General features: G+C 70.4%; 17 protein-coding genes, 2 tRNA genes, 1 other RNA gene and 1 riboswitch. Of the genes, 12 read left to right on the top strand and 8 right to left on the bottom strand.

Translation table 11 applies throughout. The features are described from left to right. The first annotated feature begins 10 nt into the window (after positions 1-10). From N5I32_RS13425 to N5I32_RS13410, 4 genes are all read left to right on the top strand, one after another. Complete coding sequence (locus N5I32_RS13425) at positions 11-1,249, top strand: peptidoglycan-binding domain-containing protein (RefSeq protein ID WP_261496382.1); 1,239 nt, start codon at positions 11-13, stop codon at positions 1,247-1,249. Positions 1,250-1,364: 115 nt separating this feature from the next. Then, positions 1,365-1,451, top strand: a tRNA-Leu gene (locus N5I32_RS13420). Positions 1,452-1,559: 108 nt separating this feature from the next. Further along, positions 1,560-1,690: riboswitch (FMN riboswitch) on the top strand. Positions 1,691-1,758: 68 nt separating this feature from the next. Continuing rightward, positions 1,759-2,229, top strand: a complete 471-nt coding sequence (locus N5I32_RS13415; RefSeq protein ID WP_261496381.1) for a 6,7-dimethyl-8-ribityllumazine synthase — start codon at positions 1,759-1,761, stop codon at positions 2,227-2,229. 2 nt (positions 2,230-2,231) lie between these two features. Next, positions 2,232-3,326, top strand: coding sequence for an NnrS family protein (locus N5I32_RS13410; protein ID WP_261496380.1), 1,095 nt, complete (start codon positions 2,232-2,234; stop codon positions 3,324-3,326). On the opposite strand, the gene ric is transcribed toward N5I32_RS13410, so the two are convergent. Genes ric through N5I32_RS13395 form a run of 3 tightly spaced genes read right to left on the bottom strand, consistent with a single transcriptional unit; the run spans position 3,311 to position 6,038 of the window. Continuing rightward, the gene (gene ric / locus N5I32_RS13405; RefSeq protein ID WP_261496379.1) at positions 3,311-3,976 is read right to left on the bottom strand and encodes an iron-sulfur cluster repair di-iron protein; all 666 of its coding nucleotides are present in this window, start codon (positions 3,974-3,976) and stop codon (positions 3,311-3,313) included. The genes N5I32_RS13410 and ric overlap by 16 nt on opposite strands. Further along, a complete protein-coding gene (locus tag N5I32_RS13400; protein ID WP_261496378.1) occupies positions 3,973-4,557 on the bottom strand; it encodes a UbiX family flavin prenyltransferase in 585 nt (194 codons plus the stop codon). The genes ric and N5I32_RS13400 overlap by 4 nt, the downstream gene beginning before the upstream one ends. Next, positions 4,554-6,038 carry a UbiD family decarboxylase gene (locus N5I32_RS13395; protein WP_261496377.1) on the bottom strand — a complete coding sequence of 495 codons (1,485 nt, stop codon included), beginning with the start codon at positions 6,036-6,038 and terminating at the stop codon, positions 4,554-4,556. Before N5I32_RS13395 ends, N5I32_RS13400 begins: the two co-directional genes overlap by 4 nt. 118 nt (positions 6,039-6,156) lie before the next feature. On the opposite strand from N5I32_RS13395, the gene ubiT reads away from it, so the two are divergent. Genes ubiT through N5I32_RS13375 form a run of 4 tightly spaced genes read left to right on the top strand, consistent with a single transcriptional unit; the run spans position 6,157 to position 10,936 of the window. Further along, on the top strand, positions 6,157-6,660 hold the full coding sequence (ubiT, locus tag N5I32_RS13390) for a ubiquinone anaerobic biosynthesis accessory factor UbiT (protein WP_261496376.1): 504 nt from the start codon (positions 6,157-6,159) through the stop codon (positions 6,658-6,660). Then, a complete protein-coding gene (gene ubiU, locus N5I32_RS13385) occupies positions 6,660-7,637 on the top strand; it encodes a ubiquinone anaerobic biosynthesis protein UbiU (RefSeq protein WP_261496689.1) in 978 nt (325 codons plus the stop codon). Before ubiT ends, ubiU begins: the two co-directional genes overlap by 1 nt. Before the next feature lie 2 nt (positions 7,638-7,639). Further along, positions 7,640-8,563, top strand: a complete 924-nt coding sequence (ubiV, locus tag N5I32_RS13380; protein WP_261496375.1) for a ubiquinone anaerobic biosynthesis protein UbiV — start codon at positions 7,640-7,642, stop codon at positions 8,561-8,563. A 57-nt stretch (positions 8,564-8,620) separates the two neighbouring features. After that, on the top strand, positions 8,621-10,936 hold the full coding sequence (locus tag N5I32_RS13375; RefSeq protein ID WP_261496374.1) for an aminotransferase class III-fold pyridoxal phosphate-dependent enzyme: 2,316 nt from the start codon (positions 8,621-8,623) through the stop codon (positions 10,934-10,936). Positions 10,937-10,987: 51 nt separating this feature from the next. Here the strand turns inward: N5I32_RS13375 and N5I32_RS13370 are convergent. Beyond that, positions 10,988-11,064 (bottom strand) — tRNA-His (locus N5I32_RS13370). Between the two features lie 103 nt (positions 11,065-11,167). Further along, positions 11,168-12,070: a bifunctional helix-turn-helix transcriptional regulator/GNAT family N-acetyltransferase gene (locus tag N5I32_RS21345; RefSeq protein WP_369414312.1), complete on the bottom strand. Its 903-nt coding sequence runs from the start codon at positions 12,068-12,070 to the stop codon at positions 11,168-11,170. A gap of 114 nt (positions 12,071-12,184) precedes the next feature. Between N5I32_RS21345 and N5I32_RS13355 the strand changes: the two genes are divergently transcribed. Further along, positions 12,185-12,403, top strand: coding sequence for a DUF6324 family protein (locus tag N5I32_RS13355; protein ID WP_261496373.1), 219 nt, complete (start codon positions 12,185-12,187; stop codon positions 12,401-12,403). On the opposite strand, the gene N5I32_RS13350 is transcribed toward N5I32_RS13355, so the two are convergent. Continuing rightward, a complete protein-coding gene (locus N5I32_RS13350; protein WP_261496372.1) occupies positions 12,378-12,845 on the bottom strand; it encodes an MmcB family DNA repair protein in 468 nt (155 codons plus the stop codon). The genes N5I32_RS13355 and N5I32_RS13350 overlap by 26 nt on opposite strands. A 113-nt stretch (positions 12,846-12,958) precedes the next feature. Between N5I32_RS13350 and ssrS the strand changes: the two genes are divergently transcribed. Further along, positions 12,959-13,116, top strand: a non-coding RNA gene (ssrS, locus tag N5I32_RS13345) — 6S RNA. Between the two features lie 24 nt (positions 13,117-13,140). Here ssrS and meaB read toward each other — a convergent pair. Further along, complete coding sequence (meaB, locus tag N5I32_RS13340) at positions 13,141-14,118, bottom strand: methylmalonyl Co-A mutase-associated GTPase MeaB (protein ID WP_261496371.1); 978 nt, start codon at positions 14,116-14,118, stop codon at positions 13,141-13,143. Positions 14,119-14,358: 240 nt separating this feature from the next. On the opposite strand from meaB, the gene N5I32_RS13335 reads away from it, so the two are divergent. Both N5I32_RS13335 and hrpB read left to right on the top strand, forming a co-directional pair. Then, entirely contained in the window at positions 14,359-14,481 is a 123-nt protein-coding gene (locus N5I32_RS13335; protein WP_261496370.1) for a hypothetical protein, read from the top strand. Between the two features lie 7 nt (positions 14,482-14,488). Next, entirely contained in the window at positions 14,489-16,942 is a 2,454-nt protein-coding gene (gene hrpB, locus N5I32_RS13330) for an ATP-dependent helicase HrpB (protein ID WP_261496369.1), read from the top strand. A gap of 6 nt (positions 16,943-16,948) precedes the next feature. Here the strand turns inward: hrpB and argF are convergent, their stop codons facing one another. After that, the gene (gene argF, locus N5I32_RS13325) at positions 16,949-17,875 is read right to left on the bottom strand and encodes an ornithine carbamoyltransferase (protein ID WP_261496368.1); all 927 of its coding nucleotides are present in this window, start codon (positions 17,873-17,875) and stop codon (positions 16,949-16,951) included. Positions 17,876-17,930 lie beyond the last annotated feature (55 nt).

The following is a 17,930-nucleotide window of genomic DNA, read 5'->3' as shown; positions in this document are numbered from 1 at the left end:
GAGAGATGGAATGAAAGCGAAACGGATTGCAACCTCGTGCGTGGCCGCGGCGCTGATGGCGGCGCAGTCGGCACCCGCCCGGGCCGATCTGGGCGACGCGCTTGTCGGCGGCGTCGTCGGCGGCGTGATCGGCGGCGTCATCGTCAACGAGGCGAACAAGAAGAAGCAGCCGGCCGCCACTTCGGCCCCGACGGTCAGTTCGGCCCAGCGCGCCGCCAATGCCGAGGTGCAGACGGCGCTGAACTACTTCGGCTATCCGGCCGGAACCCCCGACGGGGTGATGGGCGCGCGGTCACGCGCGGCGGTATCAGAATATCAGGCCACGCTGGGGTATCCCGCGACCGGACAGCTGACCGACTATGAGCGCAGCCACCTCTTGACCTCGTATCACCGGGCCGTCGCGGGCGGCCCCGCGACAGCGCAGGCCGCAGCCGCCAACCCGATGGGCATGCGCGGGCTTCTTGTCACCTGGCGCGACGAGGCTTTGGGCGTGGCACCCGCCGCGACCACGACTGCCGTGGCGCCCGCAACCGGGCTGCCCACCTTCCTCGGCACGGCAGGGGCGCAGGTCTCGCTCGCCTCGTTCTGCAACCGGGTCGGGCTGATGACGACGACCAACGGCGGCTACACCACCGTCGCCGACATGACCGACCCGATGGAGGCCCTGGGCGAACAGCTGTGCCTGACCCGTTCCTACGCGATCGCGCAGGGCGAGGAGATGGCGGCCCGCGTCCCCGGCACCACGCCCGAGCAGATCGCCCAGCAATGCGCGGGCTTCGGTCCGGCGATGAAGGCGGAACTCGCCTCGCTGTCGCTCGACCCCGCGCCGGCGGTGCTTGAGGGGGTGAAGCGCTTCGCGCTCGGAACCGGGATGCCGCCGGCGCAACTGTCGTCCACCGCAAGGATCTGCCTGTCGGTCGGCTACCGCACCGACGCGATGGACGTGGCGACGGCCTCGGCTTTGTTGCTCGCGGGTCTCGGCGAATCTGCCTATGCCGAGGTTCTGGGCCATCACCTCAGCCAGGGCTTCGGGGCGACGCAGCGCACCGACCTGGCCTTCGACTGGTACGACATCGCCCTTCAGGGTGCGGAACGCCCGGGTGCGGCGGTCTTCGCCCCCGGCCAGCCGGAGCGGATGGCGCTGGTGCGCAAGGCCGCCTATGCGATGGTGGGCCGCGAGGATGACGCGGCGACAACGCCGGTGCCGGCCGCGCTGCCCAGTTTCGGCGTGCCCGAGGCGTCGAACTGAACCGCTGATTCCGGGGGTGGAGGAATTTTTCGGCGCTCCGAAGAATCCCCTTCACTTCGCCGGAACGCTCGGCTAAGAAGCGCGCACCTCGCCGGGGCGCGCCCCGGAACAGAGTGCGGTTGTGGCGGAATTGGTAGACGCGCAGCGTTGAGGTCGCTGTGGGCTAACCCCCGTGGAAGTTCGAGTCTTCTCAACCGCACCATTTCTTCTTCCCTCGCCGGATCGACCCCTTCCGGGCCCTGAGTGTCGCGTCGCGCGTCATTCGAGGCGCATTCGGCTTTGACGCGGGCGGCGCGGGCGGTTAACACAAGGACATTCTCAGGGCGGGGTGAAACTCCCCACCGGCGGTCATAGCCCGCGAGCGCCGTCCTTCGGGGCGGGTCAGCAGATCCGGTGAAATTCCGGGGCCGACGGTGAAAGTCCGGATGGGAGAGAATGGGACGGTCGGGCCGCTGGTCCGGGCGGTCTGTGCGCTCTGGGATCTTGTCACGTGGAAAGGATCCGGAGCCATGACAAAATCCCCAAGGTTCGCCTTCATCAAGGCCCGCTGGCACGCCGAGTTCGTCGATCAGGCGCTGGCGGGGTTCACCGCGCGTCTGGCCGAGATCGACGCCGCCGCCGAGGTTGATTGCTTCGAGGTGCCGGGCGCGTTCGAAATGCCGCTTCTGGCGCAAAAGCTGGCCGAAAGCGGCCGTTACGACGCCGTCGCGGCGGCGGCGCTGGTCGTCGACGGCGGCATCTACCGGCACGATTTCGTGGCGCAGGCGGTCGTGACCGGGCTGATGGAGGCGGGGCTGGCAACCGGCGTGCCGGTGCTGTCGGTCTCGCTCACGCCGCACCATTTCCAGCCTACTGCCGAGCATCGGGACTTCTTCATGGCGCATTTCGTGAAGAAGGGGCGCGAGGCGGCCGAGGCGGCCATGGCGATCGCCGCGACCCATGCCGGGCTTGAAACTGCGGCACGGTTGGCGGCCGAATAATGATGACAAGGCCGCGCGCGGCGCTGTGGCGGCATCCGGCAGGGGTATTCTTCACGCTCGCCGGGATCATGGCGGCGGCGCTGCCTTGGGTCTGGATCCTGCCGCTCGACGATCCTCGGCTTGCGCACCTGCGGCTGGGCGTCTTCGGCTTCGGCGGGGCGGCAGTCGTGGGCTATGTCCTGACCGCGCAGCGGGCCTGGACCGGGCAGGACGCGCCGCTTGGGGCGCCGGTGCTGGGCCTGTTGGCTATCGCTGCCCGGATCGTGTCCCTGGTCCGGCCGGAGGCGGTGGGCGCGCTGGTGCTGCTTCTTTTCGCCATCGCGCTGGCCGTGCTCTGGCCGGTCGTCATTGCGCGGCGCTGGTGGCGGCTGCCGCTGGCCTCGGCGCCGCTGGCGTTGGCAGTGGCAGAGGTCGCGGTGATCGCCGGGCATCTGCCGGCATCTCCCTTGCTGCTGGCCATGGCCGCGCTGATCCTGGCAGTCGGGGGCCGGGCGGTCCCGGCCTTTCTGGCGGCGGAGCAGATCGAGGCGGCCGCATCCCCGCGGTTCTGGCCCGGTCTTGCCCTCATCCTCGCGGGGATGGCGCTGGCAGGGACGGCGTGGGGGACGACGTGGGGGACGGCGGCCCTGGCCCTTGCCGCGGTCTGGGTGCTGACGCGGCTGCGCGGGGCATCGCGCGCGGGTGCGGCGAACCGCATGCTTGCGATGGCCTATGCGGGGCTCTGCCCGGCGCTGGTCGTTCAGGCGGCGGCGGGGGCGGGCGCGATCCCGGCCCTCGCCGCCGAGCATCTGCTGGCGATGGGCGTCATGGGGCCGATGGTGCTGGCCTTTGCCGCCCGTGCGACGATGCTCCGCCCGCCGGGCTCCGGGCTTGTGCCGCGCCGGCACCACTGGCTGGCCTTCGCGCTCCTCCTCCTGGCCGCCGCGATCCGGGCGGGCGCCGAAGCCGCGCAGGCCCCTGCAGGCTGGATCGTGCTGTCGGGCCTTCTCTGGTCGGGCGGGTGGATCGCCTTCCTGTCGGCCCACCTGCCCGCCCTGGCGCACCCCGCGCCCTTTCCGGTGCTGAGCGCGGCGCGCCCTGCTCAGACCCTCTCGTAACGCGGGAACAGCACGTCGTTCTCCAGCCGCATATGCTCGACGAGGTCATCGGCAAACTTGCGCAAGCCGGTGTATAGCGCGGTCCAGCTACGGCAGGCGCCCACCGGCAGGTCAAGATCGCGGGTGACCTCCAGAACCTGGCGCAGCAGGGCGTCCGCGGTGTCGTGTTCGTGCCGCATCGCCGCGATCGGGTGAACGATCATCGGATGGCCGCCCGCCCGCATCATCGGGAACAGCACGTTCTCCTCCTTCACCATGTGGCTGTCGAGGTCCTCGGCCAGCGCCACCAGCGCCTCGGTCAGGCCAAGCGGCGCCTCCTCATGGTCGCCGTGGACGGTCTCAACCTTCCGGGCGAGCGGGATCAGCCATTCCAGTTCCTCGCGGTGGACGTCATGGTAGCGCAGGAGGATATAGTCGATCAGGGCGGGGGTTTCCGACGGCGCCTCGCCGCCCTGCCGGGCGAGAAGCGCCTTCAATTCGGCCATGACCGCGCCGAGGTCCGCGCCGTTGTGGGCGGCGGCCTCGGCCAGGGCCTCGTCCCCGCCGCAGCAGAAACCGATCCCCGCGCGGCGGAAGACCTCGGTCGCGCCGGGCAGGGCATCGGTGATGGCGCCGACCGGGGTTTCGGGGGTGATGGCAAGGGTGGTCATGTCGCATTTCCTTTCGTCTCGGGGGTCCAGGCCTGCGCGATGGGCGGGCCAAGGTGCAAAAGATCGACTGCGCGCGCGGCGATCTGGGCAGTGATCTCCGCCACCGTGACGGGGCGGAGGTAGAAGGCCGGCACTGGGGGCAGGACGACCGCCCCCATCTCGGTAACGGCGGTCATGTTGTGCAGGTGGGCCAGCGTCAGCGGCGCCTCGCGTGCCAGAAGGATCAGCGGGCGGCGTTCCTTCAGTTGCACCCCGGCGGCACGGGTCAGAAGGTTGTCGTCCAGCCCGTGCGCGATCGCGGCCAGGCTGCGCATCGAACAGGGCGCGACGATCATGCCCGCGACCGGGAAGGAGCCCGAGGCGATGGCCGCGCCCAGGTCGATGACCGGGTGAACGCGGGCAGCCAGTGCGACCAGTTCGTCCCGCGCGGCGGGGCCGATTTCCAGCGCCAGCGTGCGCTCGGCCATGGCGGAAAGCACCAGTTCCACCTCCGCCCCCGCCGCGTGGAGCGCGCGCGCGCAGTCGAGCGCAAGTGCCGCGCCGGACGCGCCCGAAACGCCAAGGACGACCCGCGCGGTCATGCCATGACCTCGTCCAGCAGCCGGGCCGCGCGCGCCTCGTGCGCGGGGTCCAACACCATCACGCGGCCCCAGTCGCGGGTGGTTTCTGCCTTGATCTTCGTCGTGGCATCCAGCCCGATCTTGCCCGCAAGCCCTTCGCGCGGGCTGGCGAAGTCGAGGTAGTCCATCGGCGTGCCGTCCACCACCATCAGGTCGCGCGCCGGGTCCATCCGGGTGGACAGCGCCCAGAGAACGTCATCCCAGTTGCGGGCGTCGATGTCGCCGTCCACCGCGACGATCATCTTGGTGTAGCTGAACTGCGGCAGCATCCCCCAGAGCGCCATCATCACCCGCCGCGCCTGGCCCGGATAGCGCTTGGCGATCTTCACAACCGCGACTCGGTAAGAACAAGCGGCGGGCGGCAGCCAGAGATCCTCGACCTCGGGGATCTGGGCGCGGATGACGGGAAGGGCGAGATCGTTGAAGACCTCTCCGATCACCGAAGGCTCGTCGGGCGGGCGGCCGGTGACGGTGGACAGGTAAAGCGGATCGCTGCGGCAGGTGATCGCCGAGACGCTGAGGACGGGGAACGGTTCGGCGGCGTTGTAGTAACCCGTGTGGTCGCCGAACGGCCCCTCCGGCGCGGTGTCGCCGGGGTGGACCCAGCCCTCGATCACGATTTCGGCCCGCGCGGGAACCATCAGCGGGACGGTGGCGGCCGGCGCGATCTCGGTGCGTGCGCCGCGCGGAACGCCGGAAAAGGTCAGTTCCGACACGGTTTCGGGCAGGGGAAGCGCCGCCGACAGCAGAAGCGCGGGATCGCAGCCCAGCGCCACGGCGACGGGCATCGGCTCGCCCGCCCGTGCCCAGCCGCGGGCATGGGCCGCGCCGCCGCGATGGGCCAGCCAGCGCAGGATCAGCCGGTCCGGGCCGATCACCTGCGCGCGGTAGACGCCAAGATTGTAGCGCGCCACATCCGCGGGCGCGCTGCCGTGCGGGCGGGTGACCACCACCGGCCAGGTGATCAGCGGGCCGGCATCGCCCGGCCAGGGCGTCTGCACCGGCAACGCGGCAAGATCGGGCAGCCGCGCCTCCTGCACGGGCGGGCGACGCAGGATCTTCGGCCGCGTGGACAGCGCCGCGCGCAGCATCGGCCAGCGCGCGAGCGCGTCGCGCATCCCCTCGACCGGGGCGGGGGCGCGCAATGCGGCCAGGAAGGCGCCGAACTCGCCCACGTCGTCGGGCGCGATGCCAAGTCCCGACGCGACCCGGGCCCGCGTGCCAAAGAGGTTGGAAATGACGGGAAGGCCGGCCCTCGCCCCGTGGTCGTCGCTCGCATTGTCGAAGCGCAGGACCGGCCCGCCGCGCCGAAGCGCGGCAAGCTGCACCGCGGTCATCTCATGACGCAGGGCGACCGGGGCGCCGATACGGGCCAGATCGCCCAGGGCTTCGGCCCGGTCGAGGAAGGCGCGCAGGTCGGGACAGGGCGACAGGCGTTGCATGAAGGTGGTCCGGTTGCAGCCCGCCCCGCTTAGCAGCCGGAAAGCGGCGCGGGATTGACAATTATCAAGATGCCGGAGTGCGGGATTGCCTATGCCGGGGCGCATGACGCAGCCGCCCATGCCCGCCCTGCCCCTGCCCCTGCCGCTTTCACCGCTTGCCGCGGTGCTGTCGATGCTGATGCGTTCGACGCTGCGCCGGCACCCGGCGATCCTCGGCCGGATGGGGGCGGCGGCGGGCGCACGGTTCCTGATCGACGTGACCAATGTGCCGGTGCTGCTGCTGATCGAACCGGCGCTGCGCCGCGCCCGCGTCCTGCCCCGGTCCGCCCGCCCCGCACACGACGCGGCGATCCGCGGGCGCCTGTCGGCGTTCCTGTCGATGCTGCACGGGGCCGAGGACGGTGACGCGCTCTTCTTCTCGGGCGAGTTGACGATCGGCGGAGATACCGCGGCGGTCCTCGCGCTGCGCAATGCGCTTGACGATGCGGAAATCGACCTGACCGAGGAGATTGCGGGACTTGCCCCCGCCGCCGGACCCATGGCCCGGCGCCTGTCCGGGTTGCTCGAACGGCGCACCGGCCTGTCGCTGCATCGCGTCACGGAAACGGAGGTCAGGGAATGATGGAACTCGTCTGCCCGGCGGGCACGCCCGCCGCGCTGCGCGCCGCGGTCGAGGCGGGCGCGCATACGGTCTATTGCGGCTTTGCCGACGAAACGAACGCGCGCAACTTTCCGGGCCTCAACTTCAGCCGCGAGGAGATGGCAGCCGGCATCGATTTTGCCCATGACAGGGGGGCGAAAGTCCTGGTCGCGATCAACACCTTCCCGCGCGCGGGGGCTCAAGACCTTTGGCACCGGGCGGTGGCCGATGCGGCGGCGGCAGGCGCCGATGCGGTGATCCTGGCCGATATCGGGCTTCTCGCCCACGCCGCCGAGCGCCATCCGGGGCTGCGCCTCCACCTGTCGGTTCAGGCCGCCGCCGCCAATCCCGACGCGATCAACCTTTATGCCCAGGCCTTCGGCGTCAGGCGCGTCGTGCTGCCGCGCGTCCTGACCGTCGAAGAGATCGCCGCCATCAACCGGGAAACCGAAGTGGAGACCGAGGTCTTCGTCTTCGGCGGGCTTTGCGTGATGGCCGAGGGGCGCTGTTCGCTCTCCTCCTATGCCACGGGGCTTTCGCCCAACATGAACGGCGTCTGTTCGCCTGCCTCGCATGTGGCCTATGCGGAAACCGCGAAGGGGCAGGAGGCGCGGCTGGGCGGCTTCCTGATCCACCGGACGGCCAGGGGCGCGCCCGTCCCCTATCCCACGCTTTGCAAGGGCTGCTTCACCTCGGGCGACCAGACCGGCCACATCTTCGAGGACCCGGTCAGCCTCGATGCCACGCGCCTGATCCCCGCGCTTCGCAAGGCTGGCGTCAGCGCGCTGAAGATCGAGGGGCGCCAACGCAGCCGTGCCTATGTCACACAGGTTGTCCGCGCCTTCCGCGCCGCCGTGGAAGCCGCCGAGCGCGGCGACCCCATGCCCGAAGGGCTCCTGACCCGGCTGACCGAGGGGCAGGCCGCCACCACCGGCGCCTATGCCAAGACCTGGAGGTGAACATGGACCTGACCGTCGGCCCCAATCCCTTCTTCTGGTCCGCCGAGGCGGTGCGGGCGTTCTACCGCGATCTCGCCGCGGCCCCGGTCGCGCGCGTGGTTATCGGCGAATGGGTCTGCTCCAAGCGTCTGCCCTTCTGGCAGGACGAGATCGCCGGCGCCGTCGATGTGCTGCGCGACGGCGGCAAGGAGGTGGCGCTGTCCACCCTCGCGCTCATCACGCTCAAGCGCGAACGGCGGATGACGGCCGACCTGATGGCCGCAGGCCTGCCGGTCGAGGTCAACGACTTGTCCGCGCTGGCGCATGTGCCGGTGGGCGCGCCCTTCTGGGTGGGGCCGATGGTGAACGTCTACAACGAAGGCACGCTCGAATGGCTGGCGCGGCGGGGGGCGACCCGCATCTGCCTGCCGCCGGAACTGCCGCTGGCGTCGATCGAGACGCTGGCGCGCGCTGGCCGGGCGGCGGACGTGGCGGTCGAGGTCTGGGGGCATGGCCGCGCCCCGCTTGCCATATCGGGGCGCTGCTATCACGCGCGACTGCATGACCGTGCCAAGGACAGTTGCCAGTTCGTCTGCGGCGAAGACCCGGACGGGCGCGACGTGGACACGCTCGACGGGCAGGCGTTCCTGACGGTGAACGGCGTGCAGACGCTTGGCCGGGCGGTCACGACCGTTGCGGCGCAGATCGGCGCGCTGCGCGATGCCGGCGTCGCCTCTCTGCGGCTGTCGCCGCACGCGGGCGCCTTCAACGACGTCGCTCGCGCCTATGACACCGCACTCCGGGGGTCGGAGGCGGCGCTCCCCGCCACGCTCGCCCGGCTGATGCCGCACGCCACCTTCTGCAACGGCTTCGTCGCCGCTGGGCCGGGAGCGGCCCTGATCCCGGAGCAGGGGCCGGGGCAATCGGCACCGACCCGCCAGTTCTGACTGGACTGTCAAATTCCTGCCGCGCTAGGAAGGGTCACCAGTCCGACAGGTGAACCGATGAAGTTCCTCAGGGCGCAGGCCCCCACGCTTTCCGCCGATTTCGCGGCGTCCGTCGCCGAGGCCGAATTCGGCCTGACCGGGCGCCTCTCGCCGCTTTACAGCGAGCGTGACCAGAACTTTCGCGTGACCGAGGCGAACGGGGCGGAGTGGGTCCTCAAGATCGCCAACGCCGCCGAACCGGACGCGGTCATCGACTGCCAGATCGGCGCGCTCGACCACCTCGCATCGGTGGCGCCACAGATCCCCACGCCGCGGCTCAGGCGGACACGCGGGGGCGACGGGATCGCCCGCATCACAGACCCGGACGGGGCGGCGCATCGCGTCTATGTCCTGTCCTTCCTGCCGGGGGCGATCGCGTCGGACCGGTCCCTCGGGGCGGAAGACTTCGCGCGGATCGGGGCGACCATCGCCGGGCTTCAGCGCGCGCTTCGCGGGTTCTTTCACCCCGCCGCCGGCAATCGCGGGCTGCTCTGGGACGTGCGCGAAGCGCCGAAGCTGCGCGACAGGGTGCACCACCTCGGCGCGCTGGCGCCGGCCGCGGGCGAATTAATCGACCGCTTTGCCGCCGAGGTGTTGCCCCGGCTGCCGCACCTGCGCGTCCAGACCATCCACGGCGACGTCCATGGCCACAATCTGATCCTGGGCGCGGACGGCGGCGTGACCGGCATCATCGACTTCGGCGACATGTTCCACGGGCCGGCGATCCTCGACCTTTCGGACGCGCTCTCCGATTTCATGCCGGACGCCCGCGACCCCGCCGGCATGTGGGAGGCGATGACGCATGGCTACAACGCCGTGCAGCCGATCGAACCCGCCGAGATCGACCTCGTCTTCGACCTGATGGTGATGCGCCAGCTTGTGACGCTTGTCATCACCGCCGCGCGCGCGGCCGAATCGCCGGACGAACCCGACTATATCGGGGAACACGGCTTCGGCGCGCCCGCGGCGCTGGAGGCGATGATGACCATGGGACGGGGAAGGACCACCGCCCTTCTCGCCGCGGCCGCCGGCCAGTCCGCCCCCGCCCCGCGCCAACCCGTCGCCGCGCTGATGGAACGGCGGCGCAAGGTGATGGGATCGCGGCCCTATGTCTTCTACGACCCGCCGCTCCACATGGTGCGCGGCGACGGGGTCTGGCTGCACGACGCCGAGGGGCGCCGCTTTCTCGACTGCTACAACAACGTGCCGATCCTCGGGCATTGCCACCCGCGCGTGGCCGACGCCATCGCCGCGCAGGTCCGCATCCTGAATACCAACACCCGCTACGTGGGCGAACAGGTGCTTGAATACGCCGAACGTCTGGGTGCGCTCACCGGGGGCGAACTGACAGCCTGCGCCTTCGTCAACTCCGGATCCGAGGCCAACGATATCGCCTGGCGGATGGCGCGCGCCTGGACCGGCAACCGGGGCTTCCTTTGCCAGGAATTCGCCTATCACGGCATCACCGAGGCGATCGACGCGGTGTCGCCCTCGGCCGCCCGCAAGGCCCCGATGGCGGACCATGTCCGCACCCTGCTGGCGCCGGACGGATATCGTGGCATCCACCGGCACGGCACCCCCGACATGGGCCGCCTTTATGCCGACGATGCCGACCGGGCGATCCGGTCGCTGGCCGAGGCGGGGATGAAGCCCGCGGCGGTGATCGTCGACAGCGCCTTCATGACGAACGGCATCCTGGAACCCTGCCCCGGCTATGTGAACGAGCTTTTCGCGAAGGTCCGCGCCGCCGGCGGCCTCTGCATCGCCGATGAGGTCCAGTCCGGCTTCGGCAGGATGGGCGCGCATTTCTGGGGCTACCAGCACCACGGGGCAACGCCGGATTTCGTCACCATCGGCAAGCCCGCCGGAAACGGCCATCCGGTCGGCGTTGTCCTGACCCGGCCGGAGATCTTCGACCACTTCCTGGAGCAGACCGCGTTCTTCTCCACCTTCGGCGGCAACAACGTGTCCTGCGCGGCGGGTCTGGCCGTCCTGGACGCGATCCGCGACGGCGATCTGATGCGGAACGCGCGCGAGACCGGGGCGCTGTTCAAGGCCGGGCTGAAGGACCTTGCGCGCCGGTTCCCGATCATCGGCGACGTGCGCGGCACCGGCCTCGCCTTCGGGGTCGAACTGGTGCGCGACCCTGCAACGCTCAACCCCGCCCCGCAGGAGACGGACCGCCTGGTGAACCTCCTGCGCGACGAAGGCCTGCTGGTCGGCAGCGAGGGCGTGCACGGCAACATCGTCAAGATGCGCCCGCCTCTGGTGTTCGGTGTGGCGGAGGTCGAGATTGCGCTCGGCGCGCTCGAACGCGCGCTTTTGCGCCTGTAAGCAACCGGACGACCGGACCTGCGGGGACTGGAAAGCAACGGCCGGTCGGGATGGTACCGCCTCCCCGGCTCGAACGGGGGACCCCCAGATCCACAATCTGGTGCTCTAACCAACTGAGCTAAGGCGGCACGACCGGCGTGCGGTGCGCGTCCGATTAGGGCTTTCGGCCGTCGGGGTCAACCGGAAAATCGGCCCCGCCACCTGCCTGAACCGGCGCCTTCAAAGATAGGTTCACTCTGGCCCAAGGTCCAGTTCCCATGTCTGGTCGACGACGTCGCAGCCGAAGGCGCGGGCCGGTGCCTCGGCCGTCATCCGGAATCCCGCGCTGGCGTAAAGGGCGCAGGCGGCGCCGTGGCTCTGGTGGGTCCACAGCACCATGCGGCGGAATCCCCTTTCACGGGCATGCGACAGGCAGGCGGACAGCATCCGGCGGCCAAGGCCGATCCCGCGCGCCCGGGGGTCCAGAAGGAAAAGCCGCAGGCGCGCGGTGTCCTCGTCTTCGCGCACACAGAAGACCGAGCCGAGCCGTTCATCCCCCCGCCGGGCGATCCAGGCGCGGTCGCAGATCGGGTCGCGGGTGCGCAGGAACTCTGCCACGATCCCGGCCACCAAAGCCTCGAAACTCTGGTCGTAGCCTTCGTCCTGCGCGTAAAGCTCTGCGTGACGCGATATGATCCATCCGCCATCCCCCGGCCCGAGGTCGTGCAGCGTGACCTCTGCTGCCAGGATCGGACGGGATGCGCGCGCCGCGTCCAGAATCGCCCGGCGGCGAACCTCGGGCAATCCGGCAAGCCGATGGGCCACGTCGGCACGGGACGACACCTCGAGCGCCGCGATCGCGGCGCGGCCGGCGTCGGTCAGGTCGATTTCACGCCGGCGCCTGTCGCGACCGTCCGTCCTGCGGCAAAGCCAGCCGCGCCGCTCGAACAGGCCGAGGATGCGGCTGACATGGCCTTCGTCTAGGCACAGGGTCGCCGCCAGTTCGCGCGCCGTCGCGACCCTTCCCTGCGCCAGTTCGAAGACCGCCCGCACCTCGGCGACGCCCAGCCCGGTGCCGAGGTAGTTGCGCCCCAGAAGACCCATCGCGCGGGTCCAGTCCCGATTGAAGGCGCGCACGAGGTCGATGTCGTCCATGATCCCTCCCGTGCCGAAGGCTTGCGCAATTGCTTGATTCTCGCAAGCATTTCATCGCTTGCCTCGCTCCCCCGCTCTCCCCTAAACGCTTGGCCATGCAGCGGAGGCTTCGCCATGGGCATCGACAAGGAAAGCGACATCGCCGCCAATCTCCAGATCGGCCCGACCTCTCTCGGGATGGTGCGGATCTACATCGAGGCCGAGGGCGTCGACCTGCCGCTCGACTTCGACCCGGAGGAGGCCGAGGAAATCGCGGAGGAACTGCTCGCGGCGGCCGAGGCGGCGCGCGGCATGACGGCAGGCGGGCCTAAGGGGAAACCCCGGAAACGGTAACCCCCGGATCGCGGTAGCCCTGAAGCCGGAGCGCGGCGTGGCGGGCGAACTTCTGCACCATTACCTTGCGGCGCGCCCCGGCCAGCGGCGCAGGCGATGGCATCCGCAGGATCTCGGCATCGTAGGCGTCGGCGAGGATCAGGCCGGTTTCCTCGGGCAGCAGATCGACCGGGAAATCGGCATCGACCGCCCAGAAGAAACGATCTGCCCATTCCAGGTAGTTGCGCCACTTCCGGTCGGAGGTGAAATCGGTGCGGCTCGACTTGCACTCGACGATCCAGATCTCGCCCCTTGGGCCCAGCCCCATGACATCGACCCGCAGCCCCGGCGCGGGCACCAGTTCCTCGACCGTCGCGAAACCGTGGTGCAGCAGGTGCCGGCAGACGCCGCGCGCCAGAAGCTGGCCGGGTTGAAGCGCGGGAGGGGGAGAGGCCGTGATCATGGCTCAACTATGAACGAACCATGAACGCCTGTCCAGCAGAGTGCACGCGCGGCCCCTGTGCGCGGCCGTCGGGTCTTGCGCACCGGCGGCTGCCGGCCTACCTTTCCGGGTGGCGGGTACTGCCCCTCTCGTGTCTGGCACTTTTCCAGTGGCCGATAAGCATTTCCGAGGGAGCTGGCTCTGCGCGGATCGTGGTCCACGCATCTGGCGCCCACCTGGTAACACCAGGCTCTCGGGAAAAACACGCCTGCACGGTTGCCGCGGTTCCCGCCACACCCCGCCACCCGATCAGGGCCTAACGGCGAAGTGCTGCCAGGATATCCGACGCCGCGCGGGCCGGGGTGGCGCGGCCTTCGGCCACTGCCGCACCCAGCCTGTCCATCTCTGCCCGGATCGCCGGGTCTGCGGTCAGCCGGGCGAGCAGGCCGTGCCGCACCTCGGCCTCGAACCAGTCGCGCGCCTGTTCGGCGCGGTGCGCGGCAAAATGGCCCTGTGCGCGACGCCAGTCCGACAGCGCGGTGATCTCGTCCCAGACCCGGTCGAGGCCCTGCCCCTCGGTCGCTGACACTGTCAGCGCCTTGGGAAAACCCTCCGGGTCCTGCGGCCGCTTCCGCAACAGCCGGAGCGCGCCCGCATAGTCGGCGCAGGTGCGTATCGCGGTGTCCTTCAGGTCGCCGTCGGCCTTGTTCACGAGGATCAGGTCGGCCATCTCCATGATGCCGCGCTTGACGCCCTGCAACTCGTCGCCGCCCGCGGGCGCGATCAGAAGCACGAAGATGTCGCTCATCCCCGCTACCAGCGTTTCCGACTGGCCCACCCCCACCGTCTCGATCAGCACCACGTCGAAGCCCGCCGCCTCGCACAGCGCCACCGCCTCGCGCGTGCGGCGCGCCACGCCGCCCAATTCGGCCTGGCTGGGCGACGGGCGGATGAAGGCGCGGGGGTCGCGCGACAGCCGCTCCATCCGCGTCTTGTCGCCAAGAATCGACCCGCCCGAACGCGCCGAGGACGGATCGACCGCCAGGACCGCGACGCGCAGCCCCTGCCCCGTCAGCAGCGTCCCGAACGCCTCGATGAAACTCGACTTGCCGACGCCAGGCGTGCCCGAAAGCCCGATCCTGAGCGCCTGCCGGCCGGATTGCGCGCAAGCCTCGAGCAGGTCGCCCGCGGCGCGTCGGTGATCCTCCCGGCCGCTTTCCACCAGGGTGATCGCACGCGCCAGCGCCCGGCGGTCGCCCCCGATCACGGCACGCGCAAGATCCTGTGTCTGCATGTTACGGCTCCGGCAGCGTTCCAGTGATCCGGGCGGACCCGGAATTGACCTCAGGCCCGTTTCTTGCCTTCTTCCCTGCAAGGATGTCCAGCCCGGACAGACAAGAACGAGCAGGACCGTGAACGACTTTTCGAACGCCACCGCCCCGGTCGTGGCGGTTGCCATCGCAGCCTCGGGCGCGCCGGACGGGGCGGAAGTGGCGGGGAATACCGGCGCCTGGCCGGCTTCTCGGGCAAGGAAATGGCGGAGAAAGTCAGCTTTGCCTTCCGCATGATGTACGAGAAACGGGACGATGGCTGTCCGCGCGCCAACGAGATCGCCATCGACACGCTCTATGGCAAAGGCCGCCTGAAACGGCGATAACCGCCGGATGAAGGACAGGCTTCCCATAGACACCGCGCTGCCCGACCTGATGCGCGCGCTGCGCCACGCGGGCCGGGCAGTGCTGCAGGCCCCGCCGGGCGCGGGCAAGACCACGCGCGTGCCGCTGGCGATGCTGGAGGCGGGGCTGGTGCCGGGCCGCATCGTCCTGCTGGAACCCCGCCGCCTGGCCGCGCGCGCCGCCGCCGAACGGATGGCCGCAAGCCTGGGCGAAGCCGTTGGCGGCACCGTCGGCTACCGCATCCGGGGAGAGAGCAGGACCACGCCCGCCACCCGGATCGAGGTCGTGACCGAAGGCATCCTGACGCGCATGATCCAGTCCGACCCGGAGCTTTCGGGGATCGGCGCGGTCATCTTCGACGAGTTCCACGAACGCTCGCTGAACGCCGATCTGGGTCTGGCGCTGGCGTGGGAGGTGCGCGGGGCGCTCAGGCCGGACCTCGTGGTGCTGGTCATGTCCGCCACGCTCGACGCCGAGCCGGTCGCGGCGATGCTGGACGGGGCGCCCGTCATCACCTCGCAGGGCCGCGCCTTCCCGGTCGAGACGCGCTGGCTTGACCGGCCGCTCGACCGGGCGCAGCGCTTCGAGACGGCCGCGGCCACGCTGGTGGAGCGCGCGGTCGCCGAAACGCAGGGCGGCGTGCTCGTGTTTTTGCCGGGAGAAGGGGAAATCCGGCGGGTGGAGGCGGCCCTGCGCGACCGCCTGCCCGGCGACTGCACGATCCGGCCACTGTTCGGCGCGATGGACTTTGCCTCCCAGCGCGCCGCCATCGCCCCGGCGGAGCGTGGCCGCAAGGTGGTGCTGGCGACCTCGATCGCGGAAACCTCGCTCACCATCGAGGATGTCCGCGTTGTGGTGGACTGCGGCCGCGCGCGGCGGGCGCGGTTCGATCCGGCCTCGGGCATGGCGCGGCTGGTGACCGAACGGGTCACGCGGGCCGAGGCGGAACAGCGGCGGGGCCGCGCGGGGCGGGTGGCCGAGGGCACTTGCTATCGGCTCTGGGCGAGGGGAGAGGAGGGCGCGCTTGCCTCCTTCCCCCCGGCCGAGATCGAGGCGGGCGACCTGACGGGCCTCGCGCTGGAACTGGCGCTTTGGGGGTCGGACGGGGCGGACCTTGCCTTCCTGACGCCGCCGCCCGGCCCGGCGCTGGCCGAGGCGCGGGCGCTGCTGGCCTCGCTCGGGGCGCTCGACGCACAGGGCCGCATCACCGGCCACGGGCGCGCGCTTGCGGCGCTGCCGCTGCATCCCCGGCTTGGCCACATGCTGATGCTGGCGGGCTCCGGCGCCGCCACGCTGGCCGCCCTTCTGGCCGAACGCGATCCGCTTCGGGGGGCGCCCTGTGACCTGTCGTTGCGCCTGCAGGCGGTGCGCGACCCGCGTCGCTACGGCGCCGACCATTCCTGGCCGGCAGACCGCGGCGCGGTGGACCGGGTCGCCACCGAGGCGCGCCGGCTGGCGCGGCTCGTGCCGGCGACATCGGCAGGGATGAGCGATGCGCAATGCGCGGCCCTTGCCTATCCCGACCGCATCGGCCTGCGCCGCAAGGGGGATGAGCCGCGATATGTCCTCTCGGGCGGCAAGGGCGCGGTGATCGCCGAGGGTGACGCGCTGGGACGCGCGCGGCTGCTGGTCGCCACCGATCTGGACGGCGACCCGCGCGAGGCGCGCATCCGTCAGGGCATCGCGATTTCCGAGGCCGAGGTTCGGGAGCTTTTCGCCGACAGGATCGGATGGCACGACCATTGCGAATGGTCGCGGCGCGAGGGCCGGGTGATCGCCAGGCGGCAGGAACGCCTTGGTGCGCTGGTCCTGGCAGAGCGTCCCTGGCCCGACGCACCACCCGATGCGGTGGCCAGCGCGGCGCTGGAAGGGCTGCGCCAGATCGGCCTGCCGATGACAGAACCCGCCCGCCGCTTCCGGGCGCGGGTGGAGTTCCTGCGGCGGGAAGGCGCCGACCTCCCCGATTTCACCGATGCGGGGCTTCTGGCGCGGGCCGAGGACTGGCTTCTGGCACACCTTCGCGGAAGGCGCACCGAGTCGGAGTTGCGCGCGCTCGACCTGACCGAGGCGCTGCGTGGCGCGCTGACATGGGAGGAGGCCCAGCTGGTGGACCGCCTCGCGCCGGGCAAGTACGACTCGCCGCTCGGGCGATCCGTGCCCATCGACTACGAGGGGGAGCACCCGGCCATTGCCGTCCGGTTGCAGGAACTTTTCGGGGTGACGGGGCATCCGACCGTGGGGCCGCGGCGCCACCCCTTGCGGATCACGCTCCTCTCGCCCGCAGGGCGGCCGGTGCAGGTCACGATGGACCTGCCCGGCTTCTGGGCGTCGAGCTATGCCGACGTCCGCAAGGACATGCGCGGCCAGTACCCCAAGCACCCCTGGCCCGAAGATCCCACGCAGGCCGAGCCCACCCTCAGGGCCAAGCCGCGCGGAACCTGAGCCGGCTCAGACGCCCAGGCACCAGCGCAGGATCGCCTTCTGCGCATGCAGCCGGTTTTCGCTTTCGTCGAAGATGACCGACTGCGGGCCGTCCATGACCTCGCTCGTCGCCTCCTCGTTGCGGTGGGCGGGCAGGCAGTGCATGAACAGCGCGTCAGGCTTGGCGGCGCCCATCATGCGCGCGTTGACCTGATAGGGGCGCAACTGGTTGTGGCGCCGTTCGCGCGCGCTTTCGGGGTCGTGCATGGACACCCAGGTATCGGTGACGATCGCATCTGCCCCCTCGGCCGCCTCCATCGGATCGCGGACGATCTCGATGCGCGAGCCTTTCGAGCGCGCGAACTCGACGGCCCGCGGATCGGGGTCGAGCGTCTCGGGCCCGGTGAAGGTCAGGTCGAAGCCGAACTGGCCCGCGGCATGCAGCCAGCTTGCGCAGACGTTGTTGCCGTCGCCCGACCAGACGAACTTGCGCCCCGCGATCGGGCCGCGGTGCTCCTCGTAGGTGAAGATGTCGGCCATGATCTGGCAGGGGTGCGAGGAATCGGTCAGTCCGTTGATCACCGGCACCGTCGCGTGTTCGGCCATCTCCAGAAGCGTCGCCTCCTCGAAGGTGCGCAGCATGATCAGGTCGACAAAGCGCGACAGCACCCTTGCGGTGTCCGCGATCGACTCGCCATGGCCAAGCTGCATTTCCTTGCCCGACAGGACCATCGTCTGCCCGCCCATCTGGCGCACGCCGACGTCGAAGGACACGCGCGTCCGGGTCGAGGGCTTTTCGAAGATCAGCGCGACCATGCGGCCTGCCAGCGGGGTATCGGCATCGAGCGTACCCTTGGGCTGACCGGCGCGGGCCGTCTTCATGGCGCGCGCCTGGTCGATCATCGCCCGGAGGTCGACATCGGGCGTCTTGTGGATATCGAGAAAATGGCTCATGTCGGCTCCTCTGCCGGGGGTCTCGCGGGGGTTTCGGGGCATCACGGCCGCCGCC

This window comes from Albidovulum sediminis (genome assembly GCF_025380365.1).
GTDB classification, from domain to species: Bacteria; Pseudomonadota; Alphaproteobacteria; order Rhodobacterales; family Rhodobacteraceae; genus Albidovulum; species Albidovulum sediminis.
This window is presented reverse-complemented; position numbering and strand designations above follow the sequence as displayed.